This window comes from Pseudoxanthomonas sp. USHLN014 (assembly GCF_037153335.1).
Taxonomy (GTDB): domain Bacteria; phylum Pseudomonadota; class Gammaproteobacteria; order Xanthomonadales; family Xanthomonadaceae; genus Pseudoxanthomonas_A; species Pseudoxanthomonas_A winnipegensis.
In genome coordinates this window covers 65686-80731 of sequence record NZ_JBBCKO010000007.1, presented here as the reverse complement: position 1 = coordinate 80731, position 15046 = coordinate 65686, and the positions used below count along the sequence as shown (strand labels likewise).

The following is a 15046-nucleotide window of genomic DNA, read 5'->3' as shown; positions in this document are numbered from 1 at the left end:
GTCGACAGCGGCGCCGCATGCGTCGCCGCGGCCGTTTCCCATCCCCAATCCCGAATCCCCAATCCCGCGCACGGAGCGCGCCCATGAGCAATGCCCTGCGCGTGCTGACCTGGATCCTGGCGCTGGCGCTGGTCGCCCTGCCGGTCGTGGCCGTGTTCAACGGCTGGATCGGCGCCGAACGCTGGCCGCTGAAGCGGCTTCGCGTCGGCGGCGAGCTGCACCGCGTCGATCCGGCGCAGCTGCGCGCGGTGGTGCTGCCGTATGCGGCGCGCGGCTACTTCGCCGTGCAGCTGAGCGATGCGCAGCGCGCGGTCGAGCGCCTGCCGTGGGTCGAGCGCGCGCAGGTGCGCAAGCGCTGGCCCGACGTGCTGGAAGTGACCGTGATCGAGCACAAGCCCTTCGCCCGCTGGGGCAGCGACAAGCTGCTGTCGGTGGATGGCGCGCTGTTCCCGCTGCCCAAGAATGTCGACGCCAGCGCGCTGCCGCAGCTCGGCGGTCCCGAGAGCCAGGTGGCCGAGGTGGTGGCCCTGTACAACGAATCGACCCAGCTGTTCGCGCCGCTGGGGCTGAAGGTGGACGCGCTGGCGATGGATGCGCGCGGCAGCTGGTCGCTGACCCTGGGCAACGGCCTGAACGTGGTGATCGGCCGCGCCGACGCCCGTCCGCGCCTGCAGCGCTTCGTGCGCCTGCTGCCGCGCCTGCTCGGCGATCCGCGCCAGCTGGCCAGCGTGGACCTGCGCTACACCAACGGCTTCGCCCTGACCTGGGGCAACGCCAGGCCGGCCGCCAACGATGGCGCCGCCACGACTCCTCCTCCCGTCAGCGCACCGGCCCCGATGGCCGCGCTGACCGCACACGCATCGCAGCAGGCATTCCACGCATGAACCGCAAGGGCGACAAATCCCTGATCGTCGGACTGGACATCGGCACCTCCAAGGTGACCGCGCTGGTCGGCGAATATTCCCCGGGCAATCCGATCGAGGTGATCGGCATCGGCAGCCATGAGTCGCGTGGGCTCAAGCGCGGCGTGGTGGTCGATATCGAATCGACCGTGCAGTCGATCCAGCGCGCGGTGGAGGAAGCCGAACTGATGGCCGGCTGCGAGATCCGCAGCGTCTACGCCTCGATCTCCGGCGCCCACGTGCAGTGCAAGAACTCGCCCGGCATCGTGCCGATCCGCGACGGCGAGGTGACCTGGGCCGACCTGGACCGCGTGCTCGACGCCGCCAAGGCCGTGGCCATCCCGGCCGACCAGAAGATCCTTCATGCCATTCCGCGCGAGTACAAGCTGGACAACTCGCAGGAAGGCATCCGCAATCCGGTCGGCATGACCGGCGTGCGCCTGGAGGTGGACGCGCACCTGGTGGTCTGCGCGCAGTCGGCCGCGGCCAACATCTCCAAGTGCGTGCAGCGCTGCGGCCTGCAGATCGACGACCTGATCCTGTCATCGCTGGGCTCCTCGGTGGCGGTGCTGACCGCCGACGAGCGCGAGCTGGGCGTGGTCCTGGTCGACATGGGCGCCGGCACCACCGACCTGGCGGTGTTCGTGCACGGCGCGATCTGCCACACCGCCTCGCTGCCGATCGCCGGCGACCACGTCACCAACGACATCGCGCACATGCTGCGCACGCCCACCCCGGAGGCCGAGCAGATCAAGGTGCGCTACGCCTGCGCGCTGGCCCAGCTGGCCACCGCCGAGGAATCGATCCAGGTGCCGTCGGTGGGCGACCGCCCGCCGCGGCGCATGCCGCGCCATTCGCTGGCGCAGGCCGTGCAGGGTCGCTACGAGGAGATCTTCGAAATGGTCCAGGCCGAGCTGCGCCGCTCCGGCTTCGAGGAACTGGTGCGCGCCGGCATGGTGCTCACCGGCGGCGCCTCGAAGATGGAAGGCGTGGTCGAACTGGCCGAGGAGATGCTGCAGATGCCGGTGCGCATCGGCATCCCCCAGCACGTCACCGGCCTGGGCGAGGTGGTCGGCAATCCGGTGCACGCCACCGGCGTGGGCCTGCTGCTGATGGGCAGCCAGATCGAGCATCCGCGCCGGCCGTCGCTGCCCACGGGCAAGGCCGGCAGCTTGTTCAAGAAACTGCAGAACTGGTACCGCGGCGAATTCTGATTCGACGCGGCAAGAGGCACGACGCCGACGCGAGGGCGCGCCGGCGTGAGGCGAGGGCAGGGACAACGGGATTTGAGCGTCACCCAGCTGTATTCAAAAGACATACCCACACAAAGATGAGGACAACGGACATGGCACATTTCGAACTGGTTGAAACGATGGCTCCCAACGCGGTGATCAAGGTCATCGGCGTGGGCGGCGGCGGCGGCAACGCCGTGGCGCACATGGTGGCCAGCAGCGTGGACGGCGTGGAGTTCATCACCGCCAACACCGATTCGCAGGCGATCAAGAACTGCGGCGCCAAGCAGCAGCTGCAGCTCGGCGGCAACGTCACCAAGGGCCTGGGCGCGGGCGCCAACCCGGAAGTCGGCCGCCAGGCCGCGCTGGAAGACCGCGACCGCATCATCGAGGCGCTGACCGGCGCGGACATGGTGTTCATCACCGCCGGCATGGGCGGCGGCACCGGCACCGGCGCCGCGCCGGTCGTGGCGCAGCTGGCCAAGGAGATGGGCATCCTGACGGTGGCCGTGGTCACCAAGCCGTTCCCCTTCGAAGGCCGTCGCCGCATGCAGGTCGCGCTGAAGGGCATTGAGGAGCTGTCCACCCACTGCGACTCGCTGATCACCATCCCCAACGAGAAGCTGATCACCGTGCTGGGCCGCAACGCCACGATGATCCAGGCCTTCCGCGCCGCCAACGACGTGCTGCTGGGCGCCGTGCAGGGCATCGCCGACCTGATCGTGCGTCCGGGCCTGATCAACGTCGACTTCGCCGACGTGCGCACCGTGATGAGCGAGATGGGCCTGGCCATGATGGGCACCGGCGCCGCCCGCGGCGACGACCGCGCCCAGGCCGCCGCCGAGGCCGCGATCCAGAACCCGCTGCTGGACGACGTCAACCTGTCCGGCGCCAACGGCATCCTGGTCAACATCACCGCCGGCCCGGACTTCACCATGGCCGAGTTCGACGAGGTCGGCCGCACCGTGGAGGGCTTCGCCTCGGAGGACGCCACCGTGGTGGTGGGCACCGTGCTCGACCCGAACATGCAGGACGAAGTCCGCGTGACCGTGGTCGCCACCGGCCTGAACCGCGCCGTCGCCCGCCAGCCGGTGCGTGGCACCGACCTGGGCGGTGGCTACCAGCCGCGCGAGACGGTGCGTGCGCCGATCAAGCTGGTGCGCGATGCCACCACCGGCCTGCCGGTCGACGCCGTGCCGCTGCCCAACACCACCGCCACCGGCAAGATCGACCCGGTGATGGGCGCCACCCAGGGCCTGGGCCTGCGTCGCAACGCCGGCAGCGAGCCCAGCGTCGGCGGCCCCGCCGGCGCGGCCGAGCTGCCGGACAACTACCTGGACATCCCGGCGTTTCTGCGCCGCCAGGCCGACTGATCCACCGTTTCACCCGGTCACGCGCGCGAACCGGCAGCCTGCTGCCGGCCGCGCGCCGACCCCGGCGCAGTACACACCGTGACGTGTCCAAGTGATTTCCCGCCGGGCCGGCGTGCCCGGTCCGGCGGGCTTTTCACCGCCAGGACGCGCGCCGCGCCCGTGGGGCAGGTGCGCGTGCCGTGACACGCTTCCATTCAGGTTCAGACCCGGGTGGTATCATCACGAATTGTTGACATTTCGCGTGCGAGCTCCCCGATGATCCCCCAGCGCACTCTCAAGAACGTGATCCGCGCCACCGGCGTGGGCCTGCACAGCGGCAACAAGGTCTTCATGACCCTGCGCCCGGCGGCCCCGAACACCGGCGTGGTGTTCCGTCGCGTCGATCTTGATCCGGTCGTGGAGATCCCCGGCGATGCCTCGCTGGTCACCGAGACCACGCTGTGCACGGGCCTGAGCTGTGGCCCGGCCAAGGTCCAGACCGTCGAACACCTGATGTCGGCCCTGGCCGGCCTGGGGATCGACAACATCTATGTCGAACTGTCCGCGGCCGAACTGCCGATCATGGACGGTTCGGCCAGCCCGTTCGTGTTCCTGCTGCAGTCCGCCGGCATCGTCGAGCAGAACGTGCCCAAGCGCTTCATCCGCGTGACCAAGCCGGTGGAAGTGCGCGACGGCGACAAGATCGCGCGGTTCGAGCCCTACGACGGCTTCAAGCTGGGCTTCACGGTCAAGTTCGACCACCCGATGATCCCGGCCTCGCAGTCGCGCGCCGAGGTGGACTTCTCCACCGGCGGCTACATCCGCGAGGTCGCGCGGGCGCGCACCTTCGGCTTCATGCGCGATCTGGAGTACATGCGCGAGCGCAACCTGGGCCTGGGCGGCTCGATGGACAACGCGATCGTGCTGGACGAGTTCCGCGTGCTCAACGACGACGGCCTGCGCTACGCCGACGAGTTCGTGCGCCACAAGATCCTGGACGCCATCGGCGACCTCTACCTGGCCGGCCACGCGATCCTGGGCAAGTACGAGGGCTACAAGTCCGGTCACGCGCTCAACAACACCCTGGTGCGCTCGCTGATCGCCCAGACCGACGCCTGGGAAGAGGTGTCCTTCGGTCCGGAGGCCACCGAGCCGCCGCCGCCGATCCACTACGCGGCCATCCCCGCGCTGGCGCACTGAACGCCTGCCCGCGCCGAGGCGCGCGGGTCGAGCGCGTCGACGAAACGTGAATCCGATCGCCTGAACAGGCGCGACTTAACTGTTTTCTAACTTTGAGCTAACGACTGGCCCAGCCCGGGTCGGTACGATGCCTGCCGGCCTTCCACCCGGTCTTAACGTTTGGACCTGGGACGCGGCCCTGCTGTTCCACCCGCGCCTGGCGCGGGAGACGCCTCCAGCATCTCCATCGCCTCGCGCAGGGCGGCACGCGCGACCGGGGAGCCCGTGCCGGAGCGCTGGCCGGCGGTCTCGGCCTGGAAGAGGGGTTGCAGGGAAGTCCGGGCGATCACGGAGTTGATCCCAAGACCGAGGGAGCGGGCGACTTCGACCAGGTGTGCGGAGGCCAGGCGGAGCTTGGCGTTCCAGACCGGCGAATCCACCACGAAGACCAGACGGTCCCCCGTCACATTAGCCAGGCGGCAGTGCGCGGCCAGCGCCGGGGGCAGACAGGGGCGCAGTTGCTGTTCCAGCGCGTCGAGCCGGATGGCATGACGCAGCGGATCGGCCGCCGCCGACGCCAGCGCGGCCTCCAGGGCCGGCACCGGCGCCGCCGGCCGACGCGACTGGGACTTGGCTTGAGACATCGATATTCCATGAGCTTCAACAACGTTCTTCACAATACGCGCTCCTGGGCACGCCATCACCTGGCCCTGCGGGCCGTGCAGGCGCGCCGCTTCAGCCACGCCCGCCCGCTGGCCAGTGCCGGCATCCTGCTCGCCGCCGGCCTGCTGGCCGGCCTGGCCACGCGCAGCGCCTTCGGCCTGGCGCAGGTGTCCTACCTGCAGGCCAAGACCGCCAGGCAGCAGGCCGAGCTCGAGCAGGTCAAGCGCGGCGCGCAGCAGGAGATCAACGCCATGTCCGCGCGCCTGGGCGAGCTGCAGGCCCAGGCCAACCGCCTCAACGCGCTGGGCGAGCGGCTGACCCAGATGGGCAAGCTGGACGACGGCGAGTTCGACTTCAACGAGCCGGTCGGCGTGGGCGGCCCGGAAGGCGCGGTCAGCGACATGCCGCCGCGCGAGCTGGCGCAGGGCCTGGACGCGCTGGGGGCCAAGTTCGACGCCTCCGGCCAGCAGCTCTCGGTGCTCGAGTCGCTGCTGTTCAACCGCCAGCTGGACCGCAACGCCACGCCCTCGCGCATGCCGCTGGCCAATACCTACATCACCTCCGGCTTCGGCGGCCGCGCCGATCCGTTCGGCGGCGGCGGCGAGCGGCACAAGGGCATCGACTTCAAGGCCAACGTCGGCGATCCGGTCATGGCCGTGGCCGACGGCGTGGTCAGCTTCGCCGGGGTCAAGAGCGGCTATGGCAACGTGGTCGACATCGACCACGGCAATGGCTATGTGACCCGCTACGCGCACAACTCGCGCGTGGTGGTGAAGCCGGGCGACCTGGTGCGCGCCGGTCAGGAAGTGGCCAAGGCCGGTTCCACCGGGCGTTCGACCGGCGCCCACGTGCATTTCGAGGTCTGGCAGGACGGCCAGGTGGTGAACCCGAGCAAGTTCCTGGGCCAGGGCCCCACCCCGGTGGGCGTGCGCGGCCGAGGCTGAGGCGCCTCCGCGGGGCGCCTTGATTCGATCAGCGGCGCCCCAAGCTACAATGTCGTGTTCTCGTGACGGGGCGCCTTGCGCCCGCGTTGCGTTTTTCGGCATCCGGCCTTGGGGAAGCAAAGAGGCCAGCGGTGGTGCCGACGCTCCTTCCCATTCCGGTTCTTCTTCATGATCAACAGCTTGCTCACCCGCGTCTTCGGCAGCCGTAACGAACGTCTGCTCAAACAGCTCGACCGCCTGGTGGTGCGCATCAATGCGCTGGAACCGGAGCTGCAGAAGCTCAGCGACGAGGAACTGAAGGCCAAGACCCCCGAATTCCAGAAGCGCGTCGCCGAGGGCGAGGCGCTGGACAAGATCCTGCCCGAGGCCTTCGCCGTGTGCCGCGAGGCCTCGCGCCGCGTGCTGGGCCTGCGCCACTACGACGTGCAGCTGGTCGGCGGCATGGTGCTGCACCTGGGCAAGATCGCCGAGATGCGCACCGGCGAGGGCAAGACCCTGGTCGCGACCCTGGCCGTGTACCTCAACGCGCTGGAAGGCAAGGGCGTGCACGTGGTCACGGTCAACGACTACCTGGCCCGCCGCGACGCGGCGCAGATGGGCAAGCTGTACAACTGGCTGGGCCTGAGCGTGGGCGTGGTCTACCCGGGCATGCCGCACGGCGACAAGCGCGCGGCCTACGCCAGCGACATCACCTACGGCACCAACAACGAGTTCGGCTTCGACTACCTGCGCGACAACATGGCCATGGCGCGCGAGGACCGCTACCAGCGCCAGCTCAACTTCGCCATCGTCGACGAGGTCGACTCGATCCTGATCGACGAGGCGCGCACGCCGCTGATCATCTCCGGCCCGGCCGACGATTCGCCCGAACTGTACGTGCGCGTCAACCGCATCGTGCCGGCGCTGATCAAGCAGGAGAGCGAGGAAGGCGAGGGCGACTACTGGGTCGATGAGAAGTCCAAGCAGGTGCACCTGTCCGAGGCCGGCCAGACCCACGCCGAGGACCTGCTGCGCCAGGCCGGCATCCTGAAGGACGACGAGGACGATGGCCTGTACTCGCCGCAGAACCTGGGCGTGGTCCATCACCTCAACGCCGCCCTGCGTGCCCATGCCATCTACCAGCGCGACGTGGACTACATCGTGCGCGACGGCGAGGTGGTGATCGTCGACGAGTTCACCGGCCGCACGCTGGTGGGCCGGCGCTGGTCCGACGGCCTGCACCAGGCGGTCGAGGCCAAGGAAGGGGTGCAGGTGCAGCGCGAGAACCAGACGCTGGCCTCGATCACCTTCCAGAATCTGTTCCGCATGTACAACAAGCTGGCCGGCATGACCGGTACGGCGGACACCGAGGCCTACGAGTTCCAGAGCATCTACGGCCTGGAAGTGATCGTGATCCCGACCCACCGGCCGACCATCCGCAAGGATTCGCCGGACCAGGTGTTCCTCAACCGCAAGGGCAAGTTCAACGCGGTGCTGGCCGACATCCAGGACTGCTACAAGCGCGGCCAGCCGGTGCTGGTGGGCACCACCTCGATCGAGACCTCGGAGATGCTCTCCGAGCACCTGCGCACGAACAAGGTCCCGCACGAGGTGCTCAACGCCAAGCAGCACGAGCGCGAGGCCTCGATCGTCGCCAACGCCGGCCGTCCGGGCGCGGTGACCATCGCCACCAACATGGCCGGCCGCGGCACCGACATCGTGCTGGGCGGTTCGCTGGAGGCCGAACTGGCCGCGCTGGGCGAGGACGCCTCGGAGCTGGACATCGCCCGCGTGCGTTCGGAGTGGAAGACCCGCCACGAGCAGGTCAAGGAAGCCGGCGGCCTGCACATCGTGGGCACCGAGCGCCACGAGAGCCGCCGCATCGACAACCAGCTGCGCGGCCGTTCCGGCCGCCAGGGCGACCCGGGTTCCTCGCGCTTCTACCTGTCGCTCGAAGACAACCTGATGCGCATCTTCGCCAGCGACTGGGTGCAGAAGGCGATGAAGCTGATCGGCATGAAGGAGGACGACGTGATCGAGGATCGCCTCGTCAGCCGCCAGATCGAGAAGGCCCAGCGCAAGGTCGAGGCGCACAACTTCGACATCCGCAAGAACCTGCTGGACTTCGACGACGTCAACAACGACCAGCGCAAGGTCATCTACGCCCAGCGCGACGAGCTGCTGGACGCCGAGTCGGTGAAGGAGAACATCGAGGGCATCCGCGGCGACGTGGTCGCCGACCTGGTCGCGCGTCACGTGCCGGCCAATTCGGTCGACGAGCAGTGGGACCTGCCCGGCCTGCAGGCCGAGCTGGCCGCCGAGGCGGGCCTGGACCTGCCGGTGACGCAGTGGCCGACCCAGTTCGAGGAACTGGACGCCGAGCGCATCGAGGCGCTGGTGCAAGAGGCGATGGACACGCACTTCGCGCAGAAGGAAGAGCAGATCGGCGCCGAGACCATGCGCGCGCTGGAGAAGCACGTCATGCTGACCGTGCTCGACAAGGGCTGGAAGGAGCATCTGGCGCGCATGGACTATCTGCGCCAGGGCATCCATCTGCGCGGCTATGCGCAGAAGCAGCCCAAGCAGGAGTACAAGAAGGAAGCCTTCGAGCTGTTCTCGGAGATGCTGGAAGGCGTCAAGCGGGAGGTGATCACCATCCTGGCGCGCCTGCGCATCCGCAGCGAGGAGGAGGTGGCCGAACTGGAGGCCCAGGAGCGCCGCGTGGCCGAGGCCCAGCAGCGCGCCATGCAGTTCCAGCACGCGCCCACCGGTGGCTATGGCGCCGACGAGGAAGCCGCGCAGGTGCAGGCCGCGCAGGCTGCCGCGGCCGCCGCTCCGGCCACGGTGTTCCGCGACGAGCCCAAGGTGGGCCGCAACGATCCCTGCCCCTGCGGCAGCGGCAAGAAGTACAAGCACTGCCACGGCCAGCTGAGCTGATCCAGGCCCAGCACCCGGTGAAAACGAAGAAGCCCGGATGTCGCCATCCGGGCTTTTCTCGTTCCGGGCACTGCGGCACTCGCATGATCCGGACCACGCACCGTGTAGAGCGGAGCTTGCTCCGCTGCTCTTCGTTCGGATCATCGGGAGAGCCATAGCGGAGCAAGCTCCGCTCTACGGCTCTTCGGTCGGATTGTTGGGAGAGCCACAGCGGAGCGAGCTCCGCTCTACGGAACAGCGGCGGCACTGCGAGACCGGAGCGCGTGCTAGCGCGCCTGCGGCTTCTTCGCCGGCGCGAAGCCCGGCTTGCCTTCCTGCTCGGCCAGCTGCGGTACGCGGACCAGCTTGCCCGTGTCCACGCCGTGGGCGCGCATCCGGGCCACCAGGTCGGCGTACTGCGCATCGGGCAGGTCGGCGGTGCGCGAGAAGATCCAGGCCAGGTCGCGGCCCGGATAGTCGACCAGCGCCCAGGAGTAGTCCGGCGCGGTCTCCAGGATGCGGTACTTGGTCGGGATCACGCCGAAGAACCAGGTCGTCCAGCGCCGGTTGCCGGTGCCGGCCTTGACCGTGGCGCGCGAGTCCAGGGTCTTGACCGGCTCGCCGAAGCCTTCCTGATAGACGTAATGCACCGCGATGCCGCCGCCGGGCTTGAGCCGGTACTCGTCGCGGCTGGCGACATGGCCGCGCTCGCCGAAGTAGGGCACATGGGCGATCACATGCCAGGCGCCCATGAAGCGCGGCAGGTCGATCGGCGGGGCGGCGTCGGTACTTGTGGTCGGCATGGGCACGGTCCCGCAGGCGGCGATCAGGGGCAGCAGCGCCAGGGCCAGCAGGTGGCGGCGCTTCCGGGGCGAGGCGATGGTCGGCAGGGCGGGCATCGGCGAGCAGGCTAGGCCGGCCGGCGTCAAGGCCGCGTTCGCCCGCGCGGCGGTCGCAACCGGTGAGAAGGGGCGCGGGCAGCCTGCGCTTCCACCTCCGACCGGACGCACCGCCATGGCCCACGTTTCGCACGCTGCCCGCACCGCTTCCCACGCCGATCCCCGCCTGGAGCTGACCCTGCGCACGATCGCGCTGACCGGCCTGGCCCTGGTGGTCCTGCTGCCGGCCGCGCGCGGATCGACCGAGGCCCTGGGCTGGACCCCGCTATGGCTGGCCGGTCTGCCGCTGGTAGCGTGGTGGTCGCTGCACCGCTTCCGCCTGCCGTCCTGGCCCGCGCCGGCGCATCCGGCCATCGATGCGGTGCCGCGGCGTCGGCGCGGCGGTCAGCAGGCCCGCCGCCGCCGCTCGATGACCATCGGGTCACGCAGCCGTTCGCCCGCCCGCGTGGCCTGACCTTCGGCACGGGCAGGGCACCGCGAGGGCTGTGCTAGCGTGCGGCGGCTGCAATGCCTCGTATGGAGCCCGCCTTGAACCGATTCGCCCTCGCCCTGGTCGCCGGCCTCGCCGCCGCCAGCGCCCATGCCCAGGAGACCCCCGTGGACAACGACCCCTACCAGTGGATGGAAGAGGTCGAAGGCGCCCGGCCGCTGGCCTGGGTCAAGGAGCACAACGCGGTCACCGAGGCGCAGCTTGCCGGCACGCCGCAGTTCAAGCAGCTGGAAGGGCAGATCCGCGCGATCCTGGACTCGGACGCCAAGATCCCCTACGTCAGCAAGATCGGCGACTACTACTACAACCTGTGGAAGGACAAGGACCACGCGCGCGGCGTCTGGCGCCGCACCACGCTGGCCGAGTACCGCAAGCCCAATCCCACCTGGGAGACCGTGCTGGACCTTGACGCGCTCAACGCCGCCGAGCACGAGACCTGGGTCTGGCACGGCGCCGAATGCCGCAAGCCCGACTACACCCGCTGCCTGATCGCGCTCTCGCGCGGCGGCTCGGATGCCGATGTCACCCGCGAGTTCGACCTGACCACCAAGACCTGGGTCAAGGACGGCTTCTACCGGCCGGCGGCCAAGGGCGGCCTGGGCTGGATCGATGCCGACACCGTCTATGTCTACACCGATTTCGGCGACGGCAGCCTGACCACCTCGGGCTATCCGCGCATCGTCAAGGAATGGAAGCGCGGCACGCCGCTGGCTTCGGCCAAGCTCGTCTACGAGGGCAAGCCGGAGGACATGTACATCGCGGCCGCGCATGACGCCACGCCGGGCTTCGAGCGCGACTTCGTCACCCGCACCATCGCCTTCTACAACGACGAGCTCTATCTGCGCGGCAAGGATGGCGCACTGACCAAGATCGATGCGCCCAACTCGGCGCAGAAGACCGTGCAGCGCGAATGGCTGGCGCTGGAGCTGCGCGAGCCCTGGACCGTCGGCGGCAAGACCTACAAGGCCGGCTCGCTGCTGGTCGCGCGCTTCGACGACTTCATGGCCGGCAAGCGCGACTTCGAGGTGCTGTTCGAGCCGACCGACACGACCTCGCTGGCCGGGGTCACCTTCACCCGGCACCACGTCGTCCTCAACGTCATGCAGGACGTCAAGAACCGCCTCAGCGTGCTGACCCACACCGAGGGCAAGTGGGTGTCCACGCCGCTGAAGGTGGGCGACTCGGCCTTCGGCGCGATCAGCGCCAGCGCCGTGGACGGCGACGATTCCGACGCGCTGTGGCTGACCGTCACCGACTACCTGACGCCGACCACGCTGATGCTGGCCGACGCCAACGCGCCGACGGCCGCGCTGGCGCCGCTGAAGACGATGCCGACCTTCTTCGACGCCTCGCGCGATGTGATCGAGCAGCACTTCGCCACCTCCAAGGACGGCACGCGCGTGCCGTACTTCCTGGTGCGGCCCAAGGACCTGAAGTACGACGGCCGCGCGCCGACCCTGCTGTACGGCTATGGCGGCTTCGAGATCTCGATGACGCCCGGCTATTCCGGCGGCATCGGCAAGGGCTGGCTGGAGAAGGGCGGCGTATACGCGGTGGCCAACATCCGCGGCGGCGGCGAATACGGACCGCGCTGGCACCAGGCCGCGCTCAAGGCCAACCGGCACAAGGCCTACGAGGACTTCGCCGCGGTGGCCCAGGATCTGGCCGCGCGCAAGATCACCTCGCCCGCCCACCTGGGCGCGATGGGCGGCAGCAACGGCGGCCTGCTGATGGGCAACATGCTGACCCAGTATCCGCAGCTGTTCGGCGCGATCGTGGTGCAGGTGCCGCTGCTGGACATGAAGCGCTACAGCCACCTGCTGGCCGGCGCCTCGTGGATGGCCGAGTACGGCAACCCGGACACGGCCGACTGGGACTACATCAAGACCTTCTCGCCGTATCACCTGTTCGATGCGGGCAAGGACTACCCGCCGACGCTGTTCCTGACCTCCACCCGCGACGACCGCGTCCACCCCGGTCACGCGCGCAAGATGGCGGCCAAGATGCTCGACGCCGGCAAGAACGTGCGCTACTACGAGAACATCGAGGGCGGCCACGGCGGCGCGGCCAACAACGCCCAGTCCGCGCACATGAACGCGCTGGCCTACACCTTCCTGTGGGAACAGCTGAGCAAGTGACGTGAGCCGCCGACGCAGGGCGCGGGCGCCGCAGGATGCGCGGCGCCCGCGTCCGGCCCTTGCAACCCGATCCAGACGGACCTATCCATGAAGCCCCTTCCCGCCCTGCTGGCCGCGACCCTGCTGATGAGCACTTCCATTCCCTCGACCCTCGCCGCCGCCCAGGCCACGCCGCCGGACGTGGCCAAGAAGCCGCACGTGGTCACCGCGCCGTTCGGCGCGCAGCGTCAGGACGAGTACTACTGGCTGCGCGACGATAAGCGCACCAACCCGCAGATGCTCGACTACCTCAAGGCCGAGAACGCCTACGCCGATGCGGTGCTGGCGCCGCTCAAGCCGCTGCAGGACACGCTGTACAAGGAGATCGTCGCGCGCATCAAGCAGGACGATGCCTCGGTGCCGTACCGCGAGCGCGGCTACTGGTACTACACCCGTTTCGAGACCGGCAAGGACTATCCCGTGCACGCCCGCCGCAAGGGCAGCATGGAGGCGCCGGAAGAGGTGATGCTGGACGTCAACGCGCTGGCCGACGGCAAGGGCTATTACAGCGTCGGCACCTGGGAGGTCAGCCAGGACAACCGTCTGCTGGCCTATGCCGACGACGCGGTCGGCCGGCGGCAGTACACGATCCGCTTCAAGGACCTGAGCACCGGCCAGGTGCTGCCGGACCAGATCCCGGGCGTGTCGCCCGACGTGGTCTGGGCCGACGACAACAAGACCCTGTTCTACGTCGAGAACGACCCGGAGACGCTGCTCACCGTGCGCGTGAAGAAGCACGTGTTGGGCACCCCGGTGGCGCAGGACACGCTGGTCTACGAGGAGCACGACGACAGCTTCTACATGGGCCTGGGCCGCACCCGCGACGACAAGTACATCACCATCGGCGTGCACAGCACGGTCTCCAGCGAGGAGCGCTACGCGCCGGCGGCCGATCCGCAGGCCTTCACCGTGCTGGCGCCGCGCGCGCGCGATGTGGAATACGACGCCGACCATTTCGACGGCCGCTGGGTGATCCGCACCAACGCCGACGGCGCGACCAACTTCAAGATCGTGACCGCCGCCGACGGCGCCACCGCGCGCAAGGACTGGAAGGACTGGATCGCGCACAGCGACAGCGTCTACATCGACGGCTTCGAGCTGTTCGACGGCTTCACCGCGATCGGCGAGCGCTCGGAAGGGCTGGAGCGCATCCGGCTGCTGGGCAAGGACGGCAAGTCCTCCTATGTCCAGGCCGATGAGCCGGCCTATTCGATGGGCCTGGACGCCAATCCCGAGCACGACACGCCGTGGCTGCGCTACAGCTATACCTCGCTGACCACGCCGGCCACGACCTACGAGCTCAATACCGTCACCGGCGAGCGCCGCCTGCTCAAGCAGCAGCCGGTGCTGGGCTACGACCCGGCCAAGTACACCACCGAGCGGCTGTGGGTGACCGCGCGCGACGGCACCAAGGTGCCGGTGTCGCTGGTCTACAAGAAGGGCTTCAAGAAGGACGGCACCGCCGCGCTGCTGCAGTACGGCTACGGCAGCTACGGGATGTCGATGGATCCTGGCTTCTCCGGGCCGGTGGTGAGCCTGCTCGATCGCGGCATGGTCTACGCCATCGCTCACATCCGCGGCGGTGAGGAGATGGGCCGGGCCTGGTACGACAACGGCAAGCTGCTCAAGAAGAAGAACACCTTCACCGACTTCATCGACGTCACCGAGGCGCTGGTCAAACAGGGTTACGCAGCCAAGGACCGCGTCGCGGCCATGGGCGGCAGCGCCGGCGGCCTGCTGATGGGCGCGATCACCAACATGGCGCCGGACGACTACCGCGTGATCATCTCGCAGGTGCCGTTCGTGGACGTGGTCACCACCATGCTCGACCCGAGCATCCCGCTGACTACCAACGAGTACGATGAGTGGGGCAACCCGGAGAAGCGCGAGTTCTACGACTACATCGTCGCCTACTCGCCCTACGACAATCTGAAGAAGCGGGCCTACCCGGCGATGTTCGTCGGCACCGGGCTGTGGGACTCGCAGGTGCAGTACTGGGAGCCGGCCAAGTACGTGGCGCGCCTGCGCGATCTGGACACCGGCAAGCAGCCGGTGGTGTTCCGCACGAACATGGAAGCCGGCCACGGCGGCAAGTCCGGCCGTTTCCGCCGCTACCAGGAAATGTCCGAGTACTACGCCTTCATGCTCGACCAGCTGGGCGTGACCCAGCAGCACTGAGCGCACCCCGGCCCGGGGCTGACCCGCCCCGGCCGACCCGGCGCACCGATGTTCCCACCCGTGGGGACATCGGCGCGGCCTGCAACGCAGCGTGCGCCTTTCGCGATGCCGCCTACACGCGCGGCGGGCGACAAT

The 15046-nt window shown here is 68.9% G+C and carries 11 protein-coding genes; 9 read left to right on the top strand and 2 right to left on the bottom strand.

All coding sequences use genetic code 11. The features are described from left to right. Positions 1 to 83 precede the first annotated feature (83 nt). The 4 genes from WFQ05_RS13670 to lpxC all read left to right on the top strand — a co-directional run bounded on the left by WFQ05_RS13670 (position 84) and on the right by lpxC (position 4686). Positions 84 to 884 carry a cell division protein FtsQ/DivIB gene (locus WFQ05_RS13670; RefSeq protein WP_130515477.1) on the top strand — a complete coding sequence of 267 codons (801 nt, stop codon included), beginning with the start codon at positions 84 to 86 and terminating at the stop codon, positions 882 to 884. Continuing rightward, complete coding sequence (gene ftsA, locus WFQ05_RS13665) at positions 881 to 2116, top strand: cell division protein FtsA (protein WP_130515479.1); 1236 nt, start codon at positions 881 to 883, stop codon at positions 2114 to 2116. Before WFQ05_RS13670 ends, ftsA begins: the two co-directional genes overlap by 4 nt. Positions 2117 to 2247: 131 nt before the next feature. Next, a complete protein-coding gene (gene ftsZ, locus WFQ05_RS13660; protein WP_337054223.1) occupies positions 2248 to 3507 on the top strand; it encodes a cell division protein FtsZ in 1260 nt (419 codons plus the stop codon). Positions 3508 to 3762: 255 nt separating this feature from the next. Further along, positions 3763 to 4686, top strand: coding sequence for a UDP-3-O-acyl-N-acetylglucosamine deacetylase (gene lpxC, locus WFQ05_RS13655; RefSeq protein WP_130515483.1), 924 nt, complete (start codon positions 3763 to 3765; stop codon positions 4684 to 4686). Positions 4687 to 4838: 152 nt separating this feature from the next. Here the strand turns inward: lpxC and WFQ05_RS13650 are convergent, their stop codons facing one another. Continuing rightward, complete coding sequence (locus WFQ05_RS13650; RefSeq protein WP_131660922.1) at positions 4839 to 5309, bottom strand: DUF721 domain-containing protein; 471 nt, start codon at positions 5307 to 5309, stop codon at positions 4839 to 4841. 9 nt (positions 5310 to 5318) lie between these two features. Here WFQ05_RS13650 and WFQ05_RS13645 point away from each other — a divergent pair, with 9 nt between their 5' ends. Together WFQ05_RS13645 and secA are read left to right on the top strand one after the other, a co-directional pair. Next, positions 5319 to 6272, top strand: a complete 954-nt coding sequence (locus WFQ05_RS13645; protein ID WP_130515487.1) for a M23 family metallopeptidase — start codon at positions 5319 to 5321, stop codon at positions 6270 to 6272. 168 nt (positions 6273 to 6440) lie between these two features. Further along, positions 6441 to 9188, top strand: coding sequence for a preprotein translocase subunit SecA (secA, locus tag WFQ05_RS13640; protein ID WP_337054222.1), 2748 nt, complete (start codon positions 6441 to 6443; stop codon positions 9186 to 9188). A gap of 266 nt (positions 9189 to 9454) precedes the next feature. Here secA and WFQ05_RS13635 read toward each other — a convergent pair whose 3' ends face one another. Further along, positions 9455 to 10066 carry a lipocalin family protein gene (locus WFQ05_RS13635; RefSeq protein ID WP_337054221.1) on the bottom strand — a complete coding sequence of 204 codons (612 nt, stop codon included), beginning with the start codon at positions 10064 to 10066 and terminating at the stop codon, positions 9455 to 9457. A 115-nt stretch (positions 10067 to 10181) separates the two neighbouring features. Here WFQ05_RS13635 and WFQ05_RS13630 point away from each other — a divergent pair, with 115 nt between their 5' ends. From WFQ05_RS13630 to WFQ05_RS13620, 3 genes are all read left to right on the top strand, one after another. Beyond that, positions 10182 to 10520, top strand: coding sequence for a hypothetical protein (locus tag WFQ05_RS13630; protein WP_165394552.1), 339 nt, complete (start codon positions 10182 to 10184; stop codon positions 10518 to 10520). A gap of 74 nt (positions 10521 to 10594) precedes the next feature. Continuing rightward, entirely contained in the window at positions 10595 to 12694 is a 2100-nt protein-coding gene (locus WFQ05_RS13625) for a prolyl oligopeptidase family serine peptidase (protein ID WP_337054220.1), read from the top strand. An 87-nt stretch (positions 12695 to 12781) separates the two neighbouring features. Then, complete coding sequence (locus WFQ05_RS13620) at positions 12782 to 14911, top strand: S9 family peptidase (RefSeq protein WP_337054219.1); 2130 nt, start codon at positions 12782 to 12784, stop codon at positions 14909 to 14911. Positions 14912 to 15046 lie beyond the last annotated feature (135 nt).

What these genes read in the sequence shown, in the direction of transcription:
- WFQ05_RS13630 (WP_165394552.1), top strand. Translation starts at nt 10,182, where the DNA reads ATGGCCCACGTTTCGCACGCTGCCCGCACCGCTTCCCACGCCGATCCC.
- WFQ05_RS13620 (WP_337054219.1), top strand. Translation starts at nt 12,782, where the DNA reads ATGAAGCCCCTTCCCGCCCTGCTGGCCGCGACCCTGCTGATGAGCACT.
- WFQ05_RS13635 (WP_337054221.1), bottom strand. Translation starts at nt 10,066, where the DNA reads ATGCCCGCCCTGCCGACCATCGCCTCGCCCCGGAAGCGCCGCCACCTG.
- lpxC (WP_130515483.1), top strand. Translation starts at nt 3,763, where the DNA reads ATGATCCCCCAGCGCACTCTCAAGAACGTGATCCGCGCCACCGGCGTG.
- ftsZ (WP_337054223.1), top strand. Translation starts at nt 2,248, where the DNA reads ATGGCACATTTCGAACTGGTTGAAACGATGGCTCCCAACGCGGTGATC.
- WFQ05_RS13650 (WP_131660922.1), bottom strand. Translation starts at nt 5,309, where the DNA reads ATGTCTCAAGCCAAGTCCCAGTCGCGTCGGCCGGCGGCGCCGGTGCCG.
- WFQ05_RS13670 (WP_130515477.1), top strand. Translation starts at nt 84, where the DNA reads ATGAGCAATGCCCTGCGCGTGCTGACCTGGATCCTGGCGCTGGCGCTG.
- secA (WP_337054222.1), top strand. Translation starts at nt 6,441, where the DNA reads ATGATCAACAGCTTGCTCACCCGCGTCTTCGGCAGCCGTAACGAACGT.
- ftsA (WP_130515479.1), top strand. Translation starts at nt 881, where the DNA reads ATGAACCGCAAGGGCGACAAATCCCTGATCGTCGGACTGGACATCGGC.
- WFQ05_RS13645 (WP_130515487.1), top strand. Translation starts at nt 5,319, where the DNA reads ATGAGCTTCAACAACGTTCTTCACAATACGCGCTCCTGGGCACGCCAT.